Origin of the sequence: Methylophaga nitratireducenticrescens (genome assembly GCF_000260985.4) — a bacterium.
Taxonomy (GTDB): Bacteria; Pseudomonadota; Gammaproteobacteria; order Nitrosococcales; family Methylophagaceae; genus Methylophaga; species Methylophaga nitratireducenticrescens.
Window position 1 is genome coordinate 653,988 of sequence record NC_017857.3, and the last position, 18,786, is coordinate 672,773.

An 18,786-nucleotide genomic window follows, 5' to 3' on the forward strand; every position below is an offset into this window, starting at 1 on the left:
AATGCAGGATTATTTCACTCAAAAACACGGTGAGTTGTATGCCGAGCAACAATCATTGATGGATTTAGCGGCGCAGTTTGGCACCCCTACTTATGTGTATTCCAGAGCTGGACTCGAACAGCATTGGAAAGCCTTTGATGATGCATTCAGTGCTTACCCACATCTGGTTTGCTATGCCGTAAAAGCCAATTCAAATCTGGCAGTGCTGAATGTGCTGGCCAGACTGGGTTCGGGTTTTGATATTGTGTCTGCCGGTGAATTGGCTCGCGTTATTGCGGCAGGGGGCCAAGCAGAGAAAACCGTGTTTTCCGGGGTTGGTAAAACCGTTGAAGAAATTGATTATGCGCTGAAAACGGGTATTCGCTGTTTTAATGTGGAATCGATTTCTGAATTGCAGCGTATCAGTGATGTCGCAGTCAACCTTGGAAAAACAGCACCAATTTCTATCCGGGTAAATCCAGACGTTGACGCGCAAACCCATCCATATATTTCTACTGGCCTGAAAGAAAACAAATTTGGCATTGCCATTGATGATGCGCTGGCAGTGTATCAACAGGCAGTATCGTTACCAAATCTGCAAGTGATTGGTGTGGATTGCCATATTGGTTCCCAACTGACCTCTGTTTCCCCATTTGTTGATGCTCTGGAACGTGTGTTGGCGTTGATCGATGCGTTGGCGGAGCAGGACATTCATATTAAACATCTCGATATCGGTGGCGGACTGGGGATTTGTTATCGCGATGAAAAACCGCCGACTCCAGCTGAATATGCCAAAGCGATGCAGGCATTATTAAAAGATCGTGATCTGGAAATCATGTTGGAACCTGGTCGGGCGATTGCAGGCAATGCCGGTGTATTGTTGACGAAAGTGGAATATATCAAAGTCACAGAAGCCAAAAACTTCGCCATCGTTGACGCTGCTATGAACGATTTATTACGCCCAGCCCTGTATCAGTCATGGATGGCAATTGAAGCCGTTAAACCTCGGATAGATGAAGCTGAACAGAACTTTGACATTGTCGGTCCAGTCTGTGAAACCGGTGACTTTTTAGGCAAGGATCGCAGTCTGGCTATTCAAAGCGGGGATTTACTGGCGATTCGCTCTGCTGGGGCGTATGGTTTTACCATGAGTTCCAACTACAACTCACGGCCACGGGCGGCTGAGATTATGGTAGATGGAACAAATATGCATGTGGCGCGACAACGCGAATCGGTTGAAAGTCTCTATGCAAGTGAGCAGATATTGCAGGATTAATCCTATGTTGAAATTCAGCAAAATGCATGGTCTTGGTAATGATTTTGTGGTGATTGATGCCATCAATCAGTCTGTGCAGCTGACCACTGAGCAAATTCGTTTTATGGCGGACCGACATATTGGTATCGGCTGTGATCAGTTATTGCTGGTGGAAAACAGTGATCTGAAAGATGTCGATTTTCGTTATCGGATTTTTAACGCTGATGGCGGCGAAGTATCTCAGTGCGGTAATGGCGCACGTTGTTTTGCCAGATATGTACGTGATAATGGCCTTACTACAAAGGATTCCATTGCCGTTGAAACGGCTTCCGGGGTGATTTATCCCATCTTGCAGGCTGATGGTCAGGTCTGTGTTGATATGGGCAAACCCCGCTTCTCGCCAGAACAAGTCCCATTTAACGTGGCTGAGCAGAGTAATACCTATATGCTGGCGGTCGAACCAGGACGTCAGGTGGAAATTGCTGCATTATCCATGGGGAATCCCCATGCGGTTTTATTGGTCGATGATGTGACGACCGCGCCAGTGGGCGAATTGGGACCTAAAATTGAAAATCATCAGCAGTTTCCGGAACGGGTCAATGTCGGTTTTATGCAGCTGGTAGATCACGAGCATATTAAATTGCGGGTATATGAACGCGGCTCTGCTGAGACAACGGCTTGTGGTACCGGGGCCTGTGCGGCAGTAGTCAGTGGAATTCGTCGCGGGATACTTGGACGTCAGGTCAGTGTTTTACTGCCGGGCGGCACATTAGAAATCAGCTGGCCGGATGAAAATTCTTCCGTATGGATGACCGGACCGGCACAACATGTATTTGATGGAGAAATTGCGTGGGCAACCCTCAACAATCTGTAAGCGCTGAGCAGGTCAGTGAATTTTTACGTCAGCACACAGATTTTTTAATCGATCAGCCGGATTTATTGTCCGAACTGGAATTCGAAAACACACCTGAAGGCACCATCTCGCTGGCACAGCGCCAACGTCAGCAATTACGCCAGAAAAATCAGCATCTGCATGAACAGCTGCATGCCTTAATCGATAATGCGCATAGCAATGCTGCATTGCAGCAGCGCGTCCATCAACTCTGTCTGCGGCTGATGGATTGTCAGGATATGCAAAGCCTGCTGGCAACGTTGATGCAACAATTACAGCAAGAATTTTCGGCTGACGAAGTGTCGTTAAGACTGTTTTACAGCGGTGATCAAAAACCGACATTACCGCCTGTCGAAGGCAACATTGTCGAAATACATGCTGATGACAGCCAACTCAAAGCGTTTGATCATATTCTGGACAAGCAACAACCGGTTTGTGGTCGACTGACCAAAGCGCAGAAACAATTACTGTTCGGTGAAAAAGCCGATAACGTGCATTCGGTGGCCTGCTTACCATTAGGGCATGAGCCTTGTGCCGGCTTACTGGCCATTGCCAGTAGTGACCCCAACCGATTTCATGCCGATATGGGCACTGAATATTTAAGCTTTCTTGGCGAAGTATTTATGCGCCTGCTGCGCCGTTTCTGCCACGGACAGAATGACAGCTGAACTGCAAACATCCTTGCAGGATTTTCTGCAATATCTCGAGCAACAGCGCCGGGTTTCGCCGCACACCGTACTCAATTATCAGCGCGATTGTCAGCAGTTAGTCGATTACTGTCATCAGCAATCCTTTAACGACTGGCAACAACTTAAACCGGCGGATATCCGTTTATTTATCGCCCGTTTGCATCGAAAAGGTTTAGGTGCCCGTAGTATTCAGCGTTTACTGTCAGCCGTTCGCAGCTTTTATCACTATCTGTTGAAAGAAGGTCTGGTGGATCATAATCCGGCGCAGTCGGTGCAGGCACCCAAAGCCGAAAAACGTTTACCGAAAACTCTCGATGTCGATCAAATGAATTCGCTACTCGACAACACGCCGGCTGACACTTTTGTCGCCTGTCGGGATAGAGCGATTATGGAATTATTCTATTCCTCCGGCCTGCGGCTGGCAGAGCTGGCAGCTTTAGATTTACGCGACGTCGATTTCGGCCAGCAACTGGTACATATCATCGCCGGTAAAGGTAATAAAGGGCGGGTTTTGCCGATTGGCCGCACCGCGATTGATGCGTTAAAAGTCTGGTTCGATAAACGTGATCAGAACGGCCTGTATCAACAACAGGCTTTATTCACTAGCCAGCAGGGCAAACGACTTGGCGTAAGATCCATTCAGCAACGTTTGGCTTTCTGGGGAAAAAAACACGGTATCTCAGAGCATGTGCATCCTCATCGATTGCGTCATGCGTTTGCTTCACATATGCTTGAATCCAGCAGTGACTTGAGAGCCGTGCAAGAGCTACTTGGACATTCCGATATCAGTACCACACAGGTGTATACCCATCTGGATTTTCAGCATCTGGCAAAGGTTTATGATGCAGCGCATCCCCGGGCCAAAAAGCGTTCTTAATGTTCTGATTTGCCAGTAGATTATGTAAAGTGGAGTGGGAAGTTTGGCTGGTACTAGCAAGTAAAGCCATAAACTGAAGGCAAAACGTAGTTGTAGCGTTAAAGAAGGATAGCGCCGTTATTTTTCAATTTTGGTACTGAGCATTGAACCCCAGTCGTCACAACAACGACGGCTATGAAAGATAAATAGCCCTCCTTTCCAATATGAAAACGGTTGTGAAAATGACATGTGATTTATAGCGGTTAACGGTTCAAATGTTCTCATCCCTAACATTTCATCTGATAGTCTTTGGCATAGCTGCACTGTCCATTGTGCTCGCTGGCAGCCGGCTGGCAAGGCTGGCCGATGAACTGGCTGATCGTACTGGTATGGGCGAAGCCATGTTCGGAGTATTGCTGCTGGCGGGGGTGACTTCGCTACCGGACTTTGCCGCGACCTTAAGCGCCGCGATGGATTCACGGCCCGATCTGGCCATGAGCAATGTTATGGGTAGCATGGCGGTGAATCTGGTGTTTCTTGGCATTGCGGACATAGTGTATCGCAAAGCCAATCTGGAGCATGCGGCTGCTTCCCCTGTGAACTTGATGTTGGCAGGCTTGTTGATTGTTTTACTAACCCTGCCGTTACTGGCGATCGTCACACCTTCGGTTTCCTTCTGGGGTGTGCATCCGGTTACACCGGTGATCGTCGTCGCCTATCTGTTTGGTTTGCACTTGGTTCACCAGACGCAGTCAATACCCATGTGGTTTCCCCGATCAACCCGGCAGACAGTTCCGGATAAACCTGAAAAACAACATCATGGTAGCTTGGCGGCAACATGGCTTGGGTTTATTGCTTTGGCTTTGGTGACCTGCATCGCGGGTTGGATGGTAATGGAATCAGCCAAAGGTATTGCCGATCACACTGGCCTTTCTGACACCCTGGTGGGTGGCCTGTTTACTGCCCTGGCGACTTCCACTCCCGAATTGGTGACCACTATTGCCGCGATACGCTATGGCGCGCTGACCCTGGCAGTAAGTAATATCTTCGGCACCAACTGTTTTAATATTCTCGTGGTAGCCGCGGCCGATGCTGGTTATCCGCATAATTCCATCTATCACGATATGTCACCCGTCCAGATGACATGGGGGTTGGTCAGTATTCTGATGACTGCCATTCTGTTGCTGGGCATGGTGCGGCGCGAGACATATGGTATTGGTCGAATTGGTTTCGAAAGTGCCTTAATTCTCTCTGTTTATGTGATCGCCTTGGGCATCATTGTTTTAAATGGCTGAGACATTCCAATGTATTAACCACAGAGGCACGGAGAGCACAGAGGTTTGTATAGATATTTATCCGCAGATTTCGCCGATGGGCGCAGATTAATGGAAAGTAACTTTGATTTAACCTCGCTGCATAAACCATCATGATTGGTGAATTCAAAAAAACTTTTGTGGGTTGGCGCTTAATTAACGAAGCATAACAATCACATCTTCATATGTCCGGTTACGCTGTGTTAACTCGATCTAAATTGTTTATTAATCTCTGTGCTCTCCGTGTCTTATATGGACTCCCTCAATGTTGTCAATTAAGTTACGCGATTAAACGAGAATAGATGCGAGCTTATATACGGGCTCTGATTGAGTAGCGAACTCGGCCCTATCATGTATTCGCCCCTTCATGACTCATCTCTGTGGCGGCATGTATTGCCTTGACACAAAACAGTCTCTTGAAGGTCGGTCTTACCCGTTCACTAACGCCTTAATTGACCAACATATCCTGGACTTTCTATCCAGCCAGCAAAGCTGGCTGGTAGTCGGTATTCTTTTTCAGCATGGCATAAGCCGTTCTGACGGTCTTGTTAGCCAAGGCTATCGCCGTGACCTTCTTACCTCGGCGGTGGATTAATTGCTTTAACCATTGCTCTTTGATGGTTTTTGCTTCTCGCTTGTCCAAGCTTCGGATAACCGCTAATGCCCCTTCAAATAGGACACTACGCAGCTTTTTATCACCCGCCAACTTGCTAATAGAGCCGAGCTTTTCCTTTCCTCCAGAGCTGTGCTGTACTGGGGTGACCCCCACGCAGGCGGCCGCCTGTCGGGCATTGTTAAAATGCCCCGGCTGGCTCAGTGCCAGTTTCAACAGCATGGCGCCAACCGGACCGACGCCTTCTAAAGCGCTTAAACGACGGCACACCGGATCTTGCCTGACCGCTTCTTTGAAACGTTTCTCTAAGGCATCAACATGGGCGAAAAACGCTCTCAGTTGCTGGTATTGGTGGTAAAGCGCTTCACGGTAAAAATCCGGCAATCCATTTTCGGCGTCTTCTACTATTTCAGGCACACGTCGTAGCAACGCGGCATCGCCTTTATTGATCGGATGGCCTAGCTCCAGTAACTGATCGCGCAATTGCTTGGCCAGGGCAACTTTTTGCCGAACCGCCAAGTCGCGCATCATCGTGATACCTTGCTGACATTGCTCTTCCAGTGTGATGGTTCGGCTCGATTTGACTGCCGGTTGCAAGGCGGCCAGGCCAATCGCTATCGCATCATTGGCATCTGTTTTATGGCCTTGCAAAAACGCTTTTACCCGTCGTGCAGACATCGCTTTAATGCTGTGCCCGCATGTCTTGGCGAAACGTGCCCAGTAATGGGTTCCACCGCAGGACTCCATCGCTACTAGCGAGACAGGTTCGTTGACTAATAGCGCTATCAGCTTTGAGCGGTTAACTTGCTTATTCCAAATGACCTGTCCTCTGGAGGACAACTTGCACACCTGAAAAACATTTTTTGCGAGGTCTATCGCGATTACATTAGACTCAATCATGTATGGACTCCTTATGTGTAAAAGCAAGCTGCTAACTCGCTTATTACGTTATCCCCCCTAGGGGGAGGGAGTCCATACATCTCTGTGGTTAATCCAAAAAATCTGCGTCCATCTGCGTAATCTGCGGATTAAACCTTTGGAGTTCCGTTACCAAAAGCTTCGGATTCAATTGAAAATTAATCTTTCGGCAAATCCTTAAACGCTGCGATGGCATCCTTTCTGGCTTGTTTGTAATCCACTACAGGTTGCGGGTAGCCGCATTGTTCGCGTAAATCTGCTGGTGGGTTATGGATTTGTTTGATCGGAACGTCCTTTAATTCCGGGACAAAGCGTTTGATAAATAATCCTTGTGGATCGTAACGTTCGGATTGTAGTGTTGGGTTAAATATTCGAAAGTAGGGGGCTGCATCAACGCCAGTTGAAGCGCTCCATTGCCAGCCACCATTGTTGGCGGCGAATTCACCGTCAATTAAAGTCTGCATAAAATACTGTTCACCCCGTCGCCAGTCGAGCAGCAGTAGTTTACTGAGAAAGCTGGCGGTGATCATTCTGAGACGATTATGCATCCAGCCAGTTTGATTAAGTTGGCGCATAGCAGCATCAACAATTGGAAAGCCGGTTTTACCTTCGCACCATGCTTTGAATCCGGCTTCATCTTCGCGCCAGATAACTTTTTCGGTTTCCGGTTTGAATGCTTTACCCATGCTGAGGCGTGGAAAATACAGCAATAATTGTTTATAAAAATCCCGCCAGGCGAGTTCGCGAAGCCAGTCATCATGACGCCAGTCACGGTTGGCCTCACCGCAATAAAACTGAATGGTAGCCAGTAATCTTCTCGGACCTAACTGACCGTTGGCCAGATACGGTGACAGGGTGCTGGTGGCCGGTTTGCTCGGAAAATCGCGTTGGCTTTTGTAATCATCGAGTTTGATTTCACAAAAAGCTGAAACGCGTTCCAAGGCTTTTTGTTCGTTGCCGGGCCATAAGTCATCACGAAACTCACCGGCCCAATCGCATTTCAATAAGTCAGTTTTTAAGGCTTTGCCCTGTGGTTTCGGCTCAGCATACGGGGCTTGCTGAATATCTTCGAGGATTTGCAGCCAGCGACGGTAATAGGGCGTAAATACTTTAAAAGGCTCATCCTGCTGGGTTTTTACTGGTAAGGCGACCAGTAAATCTTCGGCGAGCAAATGTACATTTATATTGGCTTTGCTTAAGACATTATTTACCGCCTGATCACGGCGTTGTTCATCCAGCGGCGTTTCGGCCTGAAACCAGAGTTCACTGATATTTTGCTGCTGGCAAAATTTCAATAATTCATCGGGCACATCGGTAAAAAAATCGACTTCGAGTAAATGAAACGGTATGCCAAGCTGGGCAAGTCGATCAGCGATATCCTGTAATACCGCTGCGCGAAGACCTAATTTTGCCGGGGACTCATCATGTTGTTGCCATTGTTCAGGCGTGGCGCAGAATACTACCTGAATGGGACCTTGTTCGGCTGCGAGTGCCAATGCCGGATGATCATCTAGGCGTAAATCATTACGTAACCAGACCAGTTGCGTTGCTTTCATACTGTTTCCTTACGGTAAATTTCTAAACAGGAACTCAGCACGCTGGCTGATGGCCTGTTGTTCTTCTTGAGATTTGTTGTGCCAGTTTTTGACCTGCATACCGAGGCGAGGGTTTTTACTCAGCAAATCCTGATGCTGGTCGACAAAATGCCAGTACAGCGTGGTAAATGGACAGGCATTCTCTCCACTGGCTTGCTTGGGATTAAATGGACAAGACTGACAATAATTGGACATGCGATCAATATAAGCACCGCTGGCAATATATGGTTTGGAGCCGACGATGCCGCCATCGGCATATTGGCTCATACCCAAGGTATTAGGAATTTCCACCCAGGCAACCGCATCAACATACATCCCCAGATACCATTCATGAATAGCCTTTGGTTTGACGCCCCATAACAACGCAAACAAGCCCGTCACCATCAGCCGTTGAATATGATGCCCGTATCCATGATCTAACACCTGTTTGACACTGTGATGCAGACAGGCCATTTCGCTTTCGGCATCCCAATAAAGCGTTGGCAGATTACGCCGGGCATTGAGTGCATTCATCTGCAGCCAGTCATCGCGATAGCTCCAGTAAAGTCCCCGTACATATTCCCGCCAGCCGAGGATTTGCCGGATAAAACCTTCCACAGCATTTAATGGTGCTTCATTTTTGGCATAGGTTGTTTCAGCCGCTGCAATAACTTCTGCAGGGGAGAGTAGTTTGAGATTCAGGCAGGTCGATAAGCGTGAATGATAAAGCCATGGTTCATCAGTCCACATCGCATCCTGATAATCGCCGAAATGTTTCAACCGGTGTTTAATGAAATCTTTTAATGCTTCTAATGCCTGCTGACGAGTGACTGGCCAGTTAAAGCTTTTAATATTACCGTAGAGATTGGGCAGAAATTTTTCAACATCCGCTGTGACTTGTCTGGTGATGTCATCCGCTTCAAACAATAAAGGAGCAGGCAATTTGGATGGGCCTTTTTTGCCAAAGCTTTTGCGGTTGTCCTTATCAAAATTCCATTGACCGCCAATCGGCTGATCATTTTCCATCAGGATTTGCCGGTTTTTACGCAGTTGGCGATACCAGAATTCCATTCGCGGTTGTTTGCGATTGGCTAACCAGGCTTTGAATTCTCCTTTTTCACTGATGAAATGCTGATCGGCCAGCCATTCAATCTCGATATCAGAGCCTTTAGCGCATTGTTGTATTTCATTTATAACACGGACATCACCAGGCAATACACAGCGGATTTTTTCAAATGAATTGTGTTTTAACGTGGCAGATAAAGCCTCTGGGAAACTGGATTTTTTATCTTTTAACGTCCAATAAATCAGAGGATAGCTATTAATTTTGAGTTGTTCAGCAAAGTGCCGCATCGCTGATAAAAATAAAACCGTGCGCTGTTTACTCGATAAATACTCTGTGGACTCAGCCGACACTTCAGCCATCCACAGTCGATCACGCTGAGAATCAAAGTCATCGAACAAGAGACTCTCGGCATCAAGTTGATCACCGAGGATAAGATTGAGATAACGCAGCTCAGACATTTAATGTCGACAGCGCGGCCAGCCACAAAAAAAACGCAGCACCATAAGAGAGATGTCCACGCAGCTGCATCAATTCGGCAGAATAAATTTCAGCGAGATGCTGCCGTTCGTATAAGTGCAAGCCGATAAATGATAAAGCAGCCAGCCACAGCCAGTAATGAGTCGGAGATAATAGCCAACACCAGGCCCATAGCATGGTGGAAACACTGACAATCACTACATGTCGGGGCAGCTTTTCAACGCTGCTGACATACCAGAGCAGACCTCCCAGAAAACTGAAAATTAATGCAGCATAACTGAGCAGCCAGTAGATAGCATATAAAAAGCCCAGCCAGCTCATAATCGCCAATCCTAAGAAAGGCAGCAGTCCGGCATAACCTAAAATTCTATGACTTTTGGAGATCATAAAGCCTCCTCTGCAGGTAAACGTAAGGTTTCAATCAGTAACTGTTTAGGGCGGAGTTTTAATAAAAATCGTAGCTGGATTTTGTACGCATCCAAATCAAAATACTGGGGGTCAGCATATTGCTGTTGCAGCTTTTCATAAACATCATGCTGATTTTTGATGGTCCCAAGATAAAGCCATTGATCGACCAAATGAAAATGCGCTGAATCATAATCACCATCTGCTGGCAGTTCAGTAATCACAATCGGGCCTGACCAAGGCCAGGCCTGATTTTTAATATCGGATAACGCTGTTTGCAATCTCAGGTTGTAATGTAATACCGGTTCTTCACCGCAACAGGCCCCACGACATTTTTTTAATTGATGATCAAAACAGCCGTTTTTGGTTTTTTCCAGGCCGCAAAGTTTCTGACACAGCTGATGTTCATTAATCAAATCGAGCAGTTTTTTTTCTGCTTGTTTCTGACTGCGAAACAACCCATAACGCTGACTGATATCCGGCGGCTGATGCAAATCGGCCATTTCAATCGTGGTACGGTGGTACCCCTTATCATCAACCGTTAAAGCGATTTGATACAGTCGTCTGGCTTTGGTCTGGCGACGGTTATAGCGTGGGGTTTCACTTTTGATTAACTGGTTTTCCAGTAGCTGGGCACCAAAATCGGAAGGGGTTTCGATAAAATCGATATGTTGCAGCTGTTGTTGCATTTCGGTGTTGCGTAGCTTGCCATTCTGCACAAAATGACTGAGCACACGTTGTTTGATATTAACGGATTTACCGATATATAACAGCGCGCCTTGTTCATCAAAAAACTGATAAACACCTGGGCGTTCTGGCAGTTTATTAATTTCAGCAATATCCAGATGACTGGGCAATCGGGTTTGTTGTGATAATTGCTTACACACTTGCTGGATAGTGGATTCATCAAAATCGTGTTGAGTCTGCTGGAATAACTCAAGAATAACCTGGGCATCATCCATTGCCCGATGCCGTTGATTAATGTTCAGGCCGAGCCGGGCAACAATCGCATCAATACCATGACGACGTTGCTCAGGGTATAACAAACGACTGATTTTGACCGAACACAGCGTTTTGGCAGAAAAGGTTATACCAATACGCCGAAACGATTCGCGGATAAAACCATAATCAAATCGAACATGATGGGCAACAAACACTTTGTCCGCTAGACGTTGCTGTAATTCTTCAGCAATGTCGGCAAAGGACGGTTGGTTTGCCACCATTGGATCGGTAATGCCAGTGAGTTTGCTAATCCACGGTGGAATGCTGACCCCCGGATTTATCAAGGTTTGCCAGCGATCGGTTTCCACCCCATTAGTGATTTCAATCAAAGCAATCTCGGTGAGACGATCACGAATTGAATTACCGCCGGTGGTCTCACAATCAAGTAATACCATTTTTTCAGGGAACCCAAATAAGGGTTTCATAAGTAGTTGACCTGCTTACGCTGACGACGACACCGCTCTGAGCAGTAAAGCACCTGCTCCCAACACTCACGCCATTTTTTTCGCCAGCTGAACGGACGGTTGCAGACCATACAAAATTTGGATGGTAAGTGTGGTTTGAGATGCGCCATTACAATAACAATTTAATTGAGTGTAATAATCATCCTGCGGTTGTCGTGAAATTACCGTGAATTGAAATTGTTATAACCTGAATCTCGTTTAAGAAAAATGAACTAAATACCTGTTCCTAGATCGGATCTTTCGACAAAAAAAGATTTATCTAAAACAAGGAACAGATGTGAAGAATTTAGTTGAGTTGTACTGCGATGTCGATGATTTTTGCAAAGTATTTATTCCCCAATGGCAAAAACAGTTGTTAGATGATGGCACTCAAAAACGTCGGCGTGATGGTCGTCTGACGACTAGCGAAGTCATGACAATTGTGATTGGATTTCACATGTCACACTATCGTGATTTTAAAAACTATTACCTTGGGTATGTTTCTGTTGTACACAAAAAGGCATTTCCACATTTGCTGAGTTACACCCGGTTTCTAGCGATTATGCCCAGAGTCATTGTGCCAATGTGCGCTTACTTCACATCCCTCAAGGGCAAGCCTACAGGCATTGAATTCATTGATTCTACAAGTATAAAGGTGTGCCACAGTTTTCGTATACCAAGGCACAAAACGTTTGATGGCATAGCGCAACGCGGGAAAGGGACGATGGGGTGGTTCTATGGTTTCAAACTTCATTTAATTGTGAACTATCTGGGGGAAATTGTGGCGGCAAAAGTCACCACCGCAAATGTGCATGACACTCGCCCAGTAGCAGAGATGGCAAAAGGGTTAACGGATAAATTGTATGGCGATAAAGGCTATTTGAGTAAGGCGCTCGAAGCTGATCTATTCGAAGAGGGTGTAACGCTCATCACCACCGTTCGCAAAAATATGAAAGCAAAAGCCCTCTTTTTATGGGACAGGGCAATGCTTTCGAAACGTTTTATTATTGAAACAATCAATGACCAATTGAAGAATATTTCATTCATAGAGCACTCGAGGCATCGCAGTATGAATGGCTTTATGCTTAATTTACTTGCTGGATTGGTAGCCTATTGTTTAAAGAAAGATAAGCCTTCTCTTAATTTAACTGACGTAGAGCGTAATTCTATGGTGATTGCTTAAGCAGATCTCAGGTTGTTATAAATTGTAAATTTACTCTGGCACTTTAATCATATGCTCACGATAGTGCTGCAGTTCGCGAATAGAGTCTTTGATATCATCCATCGCCAGATGTGACGATTTTTTCTTGAAGGATTTTTCGACTTTGGGCGCCCAGCGCCGCGCGATTTCCTTGAAGCTACTGACGTCAAGATTACGGTAATGGAAATAGGCTTCCAGGTCCGGCATCAACCGCGCCATAAAGCGACGATCCTGACAAATACTATTGCCACACATAGGGGAAATGCCAGCAGGGACGTGCTTTTTCAAAAAGTCCAGGGTTTCCTGTTCGGCCTGTTCGACCGTAACAATGCTGTTACGAACGCGGTCAGCCAGCCCAGAACCACCATGCTGTTTGGTATTCCATTCATCCATACCCGCCAGAATAGCGTCAGATTGATGAATAGCAATGATCGGGCCTTCTGCCAAAATATTCAGGTCGCTGTCAGTGACAATGGTGGCAATTTCGATAATATAGTCGTTATTGGTATCGAGACCGGTCATTTCCAGGTCAATCCAGATCAGGTTATGTTTGCTTTTGGCCATGGGCTCCGTCTTTTTATTACTGCAGATTTAAGTGAACTATGTTGCCATTGATTGTATCAAAGGCTAATGTACACCACACATTATACGATTCTAACTGGTTTAAAAAATTATGAACGAATTTAGCTGGATATTTTTAATTGCACTCGCCCTGATGACGGGGATTGAGATCTGGTTGTCATTGCGTCAACGTCGCCATGTGCTGGCGAATCGCGATGAAGTGCCTGCCGCATTTCGTGAGCAGATCGGTTTGGCTGCACATCAGAAAGCTGCTGATTACACTGTGGCTAAAGGTGCTCAAATGCGCCGCGAAAGCTGGTTTGGTGCAATTGTCTTAATCTTGTGGACATTGGGCGGTGGTTTGGCATTATTGTCCGGAGCCTGGGAAAGTCTGGGATGGTCAGCAATGACAACTGGTGTGGTTTTGATTCTGAGTTTTCTGGTAATTGGTTCATTGCTGGAATTACCGTTGTCCTGGTATCGCACTTTTGTAATGGAAGAGAAATTCGGCTTTAACCGTAATACACCTGCCTTATTTTTAGGTGACTTTGGTAAACAGATGTTGCTGATGTTGGTTCTCGGAGCACCGATTGCCTGGGTGACCTTGTGGTTGATGAACAGTACAGGTGACTTCTGGTGGTTGTATTTATGGGCCGCCTGGATGGTTTTTGCCGTGGTGATGATGTGGGCCTATCCAGCATTTATCGCGCCGTTATTTAATAAATTTACCCCTCTGGATGATGCCAACCTGAAACAGAAGGTCGAAAATTTATTGCAGCGCTGTGGCTTCAAAAGTCAGGGTATTTATGTGATGGACGGTTCACGCCGCAGTGGTCACGGCAATGCCTATTTCACAGGCTTGGGTAATAACAAACGCATCGTATTTTTTGATACGTTGCTGAATACGTTGAATGAAGATCAGATTGAAGCGGTTTTGGCTCATGAACTGGGACATTTCCGTCGCAAACATGTTATTAAAAATATGCTGATGATGGCCGTACTGAGCTTGATTGGGCTGGCATTGCTTGGTTGGGCATCAACACAATCCTGGTTCTACACAGGTCTTGGCGTGGACACACAAAACAACGCGATTGCACTGATTCTGTTTATGCTGGTCATTCCGGTCTTCAGTTTCTTTCTGCATCCACTGATGACGTCGATGTCACGCAAATATGAATTTGAAGCAGATGCCTATGCGGCATCGGTTTCCAATGCCGATGACTTGATAACGGCGTTGGTGGCTTTGTATAAAGAAAATGCCAGTACGTTAACACCGGACCCTTTGGTGTCGGCTATCTATGATTCGCATCCGCCCGCATCTTTGCGTATTGCTGCATTACAAACACGAGCGGTTGTCTGATCTATGCGTTATTTAGTGGCTATGATTTTCCTCACTGTCAGCGCTACGGCGCTGGCACAGGGAAAACAATTACATGATGCCAACTGTATGCAATGCCATGCGTCATTGACTGGTGGTCAGCCAAACTCTCTCTACACGCGAGATGAGCGAGGAGTTAAGAGTTTGGATGGATTAAATAAACGAGTTGCTAATTGTGCGATTGCTGCTGACGTTAACTGGACACCTGATCAACAAAAACAGGTGGTCGAGTATCTCAATAGCCAGTTTTACAAGTTCTAATTAACGTAACGTAATACAATTTCGGCCAGCCGCTTTTGATTCATATAAAGCGACATCGGCACGTTCAATAATATTCAATGTGGTATCCCCGGGCTGATATTGACTCAGGCCAACCGAAACAGTCACCGCTCCAATGGTTTCAGTGCTGTCTTTTTTCTTCAGGTTACTTCCCGCGAGTTGCTGACGAATAGTATCGGCAATTTGCATTGCTATGTTTGATGGAGTATCAATAAAAATCAACGCCATCTCTTCACCACCAAAACGTGCTGCAATATGTTGTTGATTCTCACAATGTTTTTTCAGCAGACTGGCAAAGAATTGCAGGACGCGATCCCCAAGTAAATGACCGAACCTGTCATTCACCTGTTTAAAGTTATCGAGATCAAACAGGGCTAATGTAAATACGTTTTTACCTTGATGGCACAACTCGGCAAGTTCTTTGTTGAGGTAGCGACGATTTAACAGACCAGTTAACCCGTCAGTTATGGCTTCCTGTTTTACGGCTTCCAATTCTGATCTGAGTTTCAGAATTTCCTGTGTGGTTTCAGCCAGTTCTTGTTTCAGTTCATTACCTGACTGTCCGAGTCGACGAGTATTTTCCAGTATTTCTGACAACACACCTTTGATTACTGAAATATCCTCGGATTGTTCCAGTCTCGTTTGCTGAACAGCTAAATCTTCTGAAAAGTCATCAGCTGCCAGTTCAACCTTATTGATTTGATTCATCGTGTTGTCGACGACCAGTCTAAGGCCATTATTAGTGGCCTCAAGCCTTTCAGGCATGCCCATTAAGACGTATTTTTCATAAAGCTGCTGAGTGATTTCCGCTGTGATTTTCTGTTTCTGTTGTAATCGACTGTCAATCGCTTTTTTTAATGCCTGATTGGTGCCTGAGACATATTCATACCAGACGGCGTAATTTACCGGGTTAACCGGGGTTTGATGCTGATTGATAAAGGGTAATGCTCGGCGCAGATTTTCAGAGGCCTGATGAAAAGGTTCAGTGTAAACGGGTGGGAATGATGATGACGTTGACACAAAAAATCCTTCTTAGTGAGTTTTTATCAGACAAATTTGCGTTTTAATTTAATGAGAATTGGGATAATCAATAGTACAGCTAACCAAGGTAAATATTGTAAAAATAATGCACTGGGTGTATCTGCTTTGGCTACCAGATATGTCAGCATTAAAAAACTGATCATCGCCAGATTCTGTACCCAGTTATTAGCAGCCAATACGCTTCCCAGTTGCGTGATATCAGCATGCATCTGAATTAATGCATTGAGTGGAATAATAAACAAACCACCAAAAAAACCAAAGCCAATTATTGCCAGGGCGAATAGCCAGACAGAGCTGAGGTAGGGGATGAGAAATAACATTACTATCAACCCTAATGCTCCCAACACAATAATTGGGAAGTGAATCTGTTTACGACAGAGTTTTCCGGCCAGAAGAGAACCGCTGATAATGCCCAGGCCCGAGCAGGCTAATAACCCCTGAATGACAATCGTATTGTCTTCACTCAGCACGATTTTGGCAAAAGCTGGAAAGACGGCCAGCATGGTTTGGGATAAAGCCCAGAATAAAGACAATCCCAGTATCGAAAACCAGATTATCGGATTGGTCGTCACCAGTTTTACGTTGGTTTTTAGTTGCTTACCTTGCGAATAGGCTCCCCAGTTAAAACGCCGCTCTGCCTGGCTGGGAAGCAATATTGGCAGACGCCATGCCAACCATAACTCGAATAATGACAGTCCCACTAAACACCATCCGAGAGGTGCAATCAGCCGAATAATATCGGCTTCGTTTTGATACACCTGACCGCTTAACATGCTTTCAAACAAGATGGTAAAGACAAATATCCCACTTAGTATTGCCACGATGGTAGTGGCTTGCAGAAAACCATTGGCAGGGGCAAGTTCAGTTTTACCGGCCAGCTCGCGGATATAGCCATATTTGGCGGGAGAGTAGATCGCACTTTGTGCTGCTAAAACAAAGGTTAGCGCAAAGGCAAAAATGAACCAGCCTTGATAATAGGAGAGTGTAATCAATAAAGTCACAATGACGGCAGAAAAAGCCGACCAGCGCATAATACCGGGTTTGGCAAATCGATCTGAAAGATAACCTGCCGGGGTAAACAATAAAATAAAGGGTAATAATATTAATGCATTCACAACGGCTGTCAGGCCGACTTGCGCTGCATCATCATAAATTTTGAAGATGGTGTTTTGCACAATAATTTTGTGGCCCAGATCCACCATGGCGTTGATAAACGCCACAGCAAGAAACGGTCCTAAAGAGGACAGGCGTAAAGTCATCTGTGACTTAACTTTCGTCCTTTAATCTGACCGCTAAAACGTCACACCCAGCATGATGCAGTACAGCATTGGCGGTGGAACCCAGTAGCATTTTAATGCCTTTACGACCGTGAGAGCCCACGACAATCAAATCAACATTATTTTCCTCGGCAATACGCACAATATCCCGCCCTGGACTGCCAAATTCAATCCATTGATTGTTTAGCTCAATATCAAATTTTTGTCCTAAAGCGGTCAGTTGTTTTTTGCCTGCATCGAGTAAGGCCTCGCGCATATCGGCATCAACACTAATCATTGGCTCATAAGCAAAATCTGTAAGTGGAAAATCCTCTACGATATGACATAAACTCAAACGTGTATTGTTGGCCGCTGCCAGTGCTTTGGCTCGATGAATCACCATATCCGTATGGTTGGAAAAATCCGCTGCAATCAGAATATGTTGATAAAGTGCCATGGGTCTTTCTCCTAGGGATATACAAGGCAGGGGAGGCCCCTGCCTGAATAGTTTTTATTTTTCACTTTCCAGAAAACGTTCAGCATCCAGCGCCGCCATACAGCCGGCTCCGGCTGAGGTAATCGCCTGACGGTAAATAGGATCCGACACATCACCTGCGGCAAATACCCCAGGAATACTGGTCTGGGTACCTTTCTTGAGGATAATGTAGTCGTGCTGCATTTCCAGCTGACCTTTAAACATCCAGGTGTTAGGTTGATGGCCGATGGCAATAAACACACCTTGAACGGCAATTTCCTGGGTATTGTCTGTTTCCGTGCTTTTAACACGAATACCCGTGACGCCGGCATCATCCCCCAGCACTTCATCAAGCGTATGATTCCAGAGAATTTCCACATTACCGGTTTCGGCTTTTTTCAGTAACTGATTACTGAGAATTTTTTCACTGCGGAAGCTATCACGGCGATGAATTACGGTGACTTTGGAAGCGATATTCGATAAATACAATGCTTCTTCAACTGCTGTGTTACCGCCACCGATGACGGCAACAGGTTGATTTTTATAGAAGAAACCATCGCAGGTGGCACAGGCTGAAACACCGCGGCCTTTAAAGGCTTCTTCAGAATCCATACCCAGATATTTTGCAGACGCTCCGGTAGCAATGATTAATGCATCAGCTGTGTATTCTCCAGCATCGCCGGTTAATTTGAATGGGCGCTGAGTTACATCCGCAGTATGGATATGATCAAAGATAATATCGGTACCAAAACGTTCTGCATGTTTTTGCATACGCTGCATTAATTCCGGGCCTTGCACACCATCGGCATCACCAGGCCAGTTATCGACATCGGTGGTGGTGGTTAACTGACCTCCTTGTTCAATACCAGTAATTAAAACGGGTTCCAAAGCAGCACGAGCAGCATAAACCGCGGCCGTATAGCCCGCCGGACCAGAGCCTAAAATCAGTAGTCGGCAGTGTTTGCTGTCCGCCATAAGAGTGTCTCCCAGTATCGAATAAAAAAGTAAGTGATGAGGGCCTGTTTATCTTTCACAGCCTCCGCTGCTGGAGACTTTTTTTTCGTCCAACAAGGCGGAAATGATGCGATGTAGTTATTCTACCTCAATCATTTC

General features: G+C 45.9%; 19 protein-coding genes. 8 read left to right on the forward strand and 11 right to left on the reverse strand.

Features of this window, described 5'->3' with window-relative positions:
- The first annotated feature begins 1 nt into the window (after position 1).
- The 5 genes from lysA to Q7A_RS03075 all read left to right on the forward strand — a co-directional run bounded on the left by lysA (position 2) and on the right by Q7A_RS03075 (position 4,966).
- Positions 2-1,255: a diaminopimelate decarboxylase gene (lysA, locus tag Q7A_RS03055; RefSeq protein ID WP_014705869.1), complete on the forward strand. Its 1,254-nt coding sequence runs from the start codon at positions 2-4 to the stop codon at positions 1,253-1,255.
- Between the two features lie 4 nt (positions 1,256-1,259).
- Positions 1,260-2,108, forward strand: a complete 849-nt coding sequence (gene dapF / locus Q7A_RS03060) for a diaminopimelate epimerase (protein WP_014705870.1) — start codon at positions 1,260-1,262, stop codon at positions 2,106-2,108.
- Positions 2,084-2,794 (forward strand): DUF484 family protein, encoded by a 711-nt coding sequence (locus Q7A_RS03065; protein ID WP_014705871.1) that lies wholly within the window; start codon positions 2,084-2,086, stop codon positions 2,792-2,794. Before dapF ends, Q7A_RS03065 begins: the two co-directional genes overlap by 25 nt.
- Entirely contained in the window at positions 2,784-3,692 is a 909-nt protein-coding gene (xerC, locus tag Q7A_RS03070; protein WP_014705872.1) for a tyrosine recombinase XerC, read from the forward strand. Before Q7A_RS03065 ends, xerC begins: the two co-directional genes overlap by 11 nt.
- Before the next feature lie 254 nt (positions 3,693-3,946).
- The gene (locus Q7A_RS03075) at positions 3,947-4,966 is read left to right on the forward strand and encodes a sodium:calcium antiporter (protein ID WP_014705873.1); all 1,020 of its coding nucleotides are present in this window, start codon (positions 3,947-3,949) and stop codon (positions 4,964-4,966) included.
- 493 nt (positions 4,967-5,459) lie between these two features.
- Here the strand turns inward: Q7A_RS03075 and Q7A_RS03080 are convergent, their stop codons facing one another.
- From Q7A_RS03080 to Q7A_RS03105, 6 genes are all read right to left on the reverse strand, one after another.
- The gene (locus Q7A_RS03080) at positions 5,460-6,497 is read right to left on the reverse strand and encodes an IS110 family RNA-guided transposase (RefSeq protein WP_041354287.1); all 1,038 of its coding nucleotides are present in this window, start codon (positions 6,495-6,497) and stop codon (positions 5,460-5,462) included.
- A gap of 176 nt (positions 6,498-6,673) precedes the next feature.
- Positions 6,674-8,071: a cryptochrome/photolyase family protein gene (locus Q7A_RS03085; RefSeq protein WP_014705875.1), complete on the reverse strand. Its 1,398-nt coding sequence runs from the start codon at positions 8,069-8,071 to the stop codon at positions 6,674-6,676.
- Between the two features lie 9 nt (positions 8,072-8,080).
- Complete coding sequence (locus tag Q7A_RS03090) at positions 8,081-9,613, reverse strand: cryptochrome/photolyase family protein (protein WP_014705876.1); 1,533 nt, start codon at positions 9,611-9,613, stop codon at positions 8,081-8,083.
- Entirely contained in the window at positions 9,606-10,019 is a 414-nt protein-coding gene (locus Q7A_RS03095; protein WP_014705877.1) for a DUF3429 domain-containing protein, read from the reverse strand. The genes Q7A_RS03090 and Q7A_RS03095 overlap by 8 nt, the downstream gene beginning before the upstream one ends.
- The gene (locus tag Q7A_RS03100; RefSeq protein ID WP_014705878.1) at positions 10,016-11,464 is read right to left on the reverse strand and encodes an exonuclease domain-containing protein; all 1,449 of its coding nucleotides are present in this window, start codon (positions 11,462-11,464) and stop codon (positions 10,016-10,018) included. The genes Q7A_RS03095 and Q7A_RS03100 overlap by 4 nt, the downstream gene beginning before the upstream one ends.
- Positions 11,461-11,613 carry a DUF2256 domain-containing protein gene (locus tag Q7A_RS03105; RefSeq protein WP_084227435.1) on the reverse strand — a complete coding sequence of 51 codons (153 nt, stop codon included), beginning with the start codon at positions 11,611-11,613 and terminating at the stop codon, positions 11,461-11,463. Before Q7A_RS03105 ends, Q7A_RS03100 begins: the two co-directional genes overlap by 4 nt.
- A 167-nt stretch (positions 11,614-11,780) precedes the next feature.
- Here Q7A_RS03105 and Q7A_RS03110 point away from each other — a divergent pair, with 167 nt between their 5' ends.
- Positions 11,781-12,665: an IS982 family transposase gene (locus Q7A_RS03110; protein ID WP_014705879.1), complete on the forward strand. Its 885-nt coding sequence runs from the start codon at positions 11,781-11,783 to the stop codon at positions 12,663-12,665.
- Between the two features lie 30 nt (positions 12,666-12,695).
- Here the strand turns inward: Q7A_RS03110 and orn are convergent, their stop codons facing one another.
- A complete protein-coding gene (gene orn / locus Q7A_RS03115) occupies positions 12,696-13,247 on the reverse strand; it encodes an oligoribonuclease (protein WP_014705880.1) in 552 nt (183 codons plus the stop codon).
- A 109-nt stretch (positions 13,248-13,356) separates the two neighbouring features.
- Between orn and Q7A_RS03120 the strand changes: the two genes are divergently transcribed.
- The gene (locus Q7A_RS03120) at positions 13,357-14,604 is read left to right on the forward strand and encodes a M48 family metallopeptidase (RefSeq protein WP_014705881.1); all 1,248 of its coding nucleotides are present in this window, start codon (positions 13,357-13,359) and stop codon (positions 14,602-14,604) included.
- A 3-nt stretch (positions 14,605-14,607) separates the two neighbouring features.
- A complete protein-coding gene (locus tag Q7A_RS03125) occupies positions 14,608-14,883 on the forward strand; it encodes a c-type cytochrome (protein WP_041354289.1) in 276 nt (91 codons plus the stop codon).
- Here the strand turns inward: Q7A_RS03125 and Q7A_RS03130 are convergent, their stop codons facing one another.
- Genes Q7A_RS03130 through trxB form a run of 4 tightly spaced genes read right to left on the reverse strand, consistent with a single transcriptional unit; the run spans position 14,884 to position 18,648 of the window.
- On the reverse strand, positions 14,884-15,921 hold the full coding sequence (locus tag Q7A_RS03130; RefSeq protein ID WP_014705883.1) for a GGDEF domain-containing protein: 1,038 nt from the start codon (positions 15,919-15,921) through the stop codon (positions 14,884-14,886). It lies immediately after the preceding gene.
- 26 nt (positions 15,922-15,947) lie between these two features.
- Positions 15,948-17,201, reverse strand: a complete 1,254-nt coding sequence (locus tag Q7A_RS03135) for an MFS transporter (RefSeq protein WP_014705884.1) — start codon at positions 17,199-17,201, stop codon at positions 15,948-15,950.
- A gap of 7 nt (positions 17,202-17,208) precedes the next feature.
- Positions 17,209-17,655: a universal stress protein gene (locus Q7A_RS03140; protein WP_014705885.1), complete on the reverse strand. Its 447-nt coding sequence runs from the start codon at positions 17,653-17,655 to the stop codon at positions 17,209-17,211.
- Positions 17,656-17,709: 54 nt separating this feature from the next.
- The gene (gene trxB, locus Q7A_RS03145; RefSeq protein ID WP_014705886.1) at positions 17,710-18,648 is read right to left on the reverse strand and encodes a thioredoxin-disulfide reductase; all 939 of its coding nucleotides are present in this window, start codon (positions 18,646-18,648) and stop codon (positions 17,710-17,712) included.
- Between the last annotated feature and the right edge of the window lie 138 nt (positions 18,649-18,786).

Coding starts and splice junctions, on each gene's coding strand:
- lysA (WP_014705869.1), top strand. CDS start 2: ATGCAGGATTATTTCACTCAAAAACACGGTGAGTTGTATGCCGAGCAA.
- dapF (WP_014705870.1), top strand. CDS start 1,260: ATGTTGAAATTCAGCAAAATGCATGGTCTTGGTAATGATTTTGTGGTG.
- xerC (WP_014705872.1), top strand. CDS start 2,784: ATGACAGCTGAACTGCAAACATCCTTGCAGGATTTTCTGCAATATCTC.
- Q7A_RS03075 (WP_014705873.1), top strand. CDS start 3,947: ATGTTCTCATCCCTAACATTTCATCTGATAGTCTTTGGCATAGCTGCA.
- Q7A_RS03080 (WP_041354287.1), bottom strand. CDS start 6,497: ATGATTGAGTCTAATGTAATCGCGATAGACCTCGCAAAAAATGTTTTT.
- Q7A_RS03085 (WP_014705875.1), bottom strand. CDS start 8,071: ATGAAAGCAACGCAACTGGTCTGGTTACGTAATGATTTACGCCTAGAT.
- Q7A_RS03090 (WP_014705876.1), bottom strand. CDS start 9,613: ATGTCTGAGCTGCGTTATCTCAATCTTATCCTCGGTGATCAACTTGAT.
- Q7A_RS03095 (WP_014705877.1), bottom strand. CDS start 10,019: ATGATCTCCAAAAGTCATAGAATTTTAGGTTATGCCGGACTGCTGCCT.
- Q7A_RS03100 (WP_014705878.1), bottom strand. CDS start 11,464: ATGAAACCCTTATTTGGGTTCCCTGAAAAAATGGTATTACTTGATTGT.
- Q7A_RS03105 (WP_084227435.1), bottom strand. CDS start 11,613: ATGGCGCATCTCAAACCACACTTACCATCCAAATTTTGTATGGTCTGC.
- orn (WP_014705880.1), bottom strand. CDS start 13,247: ATGGCCAAAAGCAAACATAACCTGATCTGGATTGACCTGGAAATGACC.
- Q7A_RS03120 (WP_014705881.1), top strand. CDS start 13,357: ATGAACGAATTTAGCTGGATATTTTTAATTGCACTCGCCCTGATGACG.
- Q7A_RS03125 (WP_041354289.1), top strand. CDS start 14,608: ATGCGTTATTTAGTGGCTATGATTTTCCTCACTGTCAGCGCTACGGCG.
- Q7A_RS03135 (WP_014705884.1), bottom strand. CDS start 17,201: ATGACTTTACGCCTGTCCTCTTTAGGACCGTTTCTTGCTGTGGCGTTT.
- Q7A_RS03140 (WP_014705885.1), bottom strand. CDS start 17,655: ATGGCACTTTATCAACATATTCTGATTGCAGCGGATTTTTCCAACCAT.
- trxB (WP_014705886.1), bottom strand. CDS start 18,648: ATGGCGGACAGCAAACACTGCCGACTACTGATTTTAGGCTCTGGTCCG.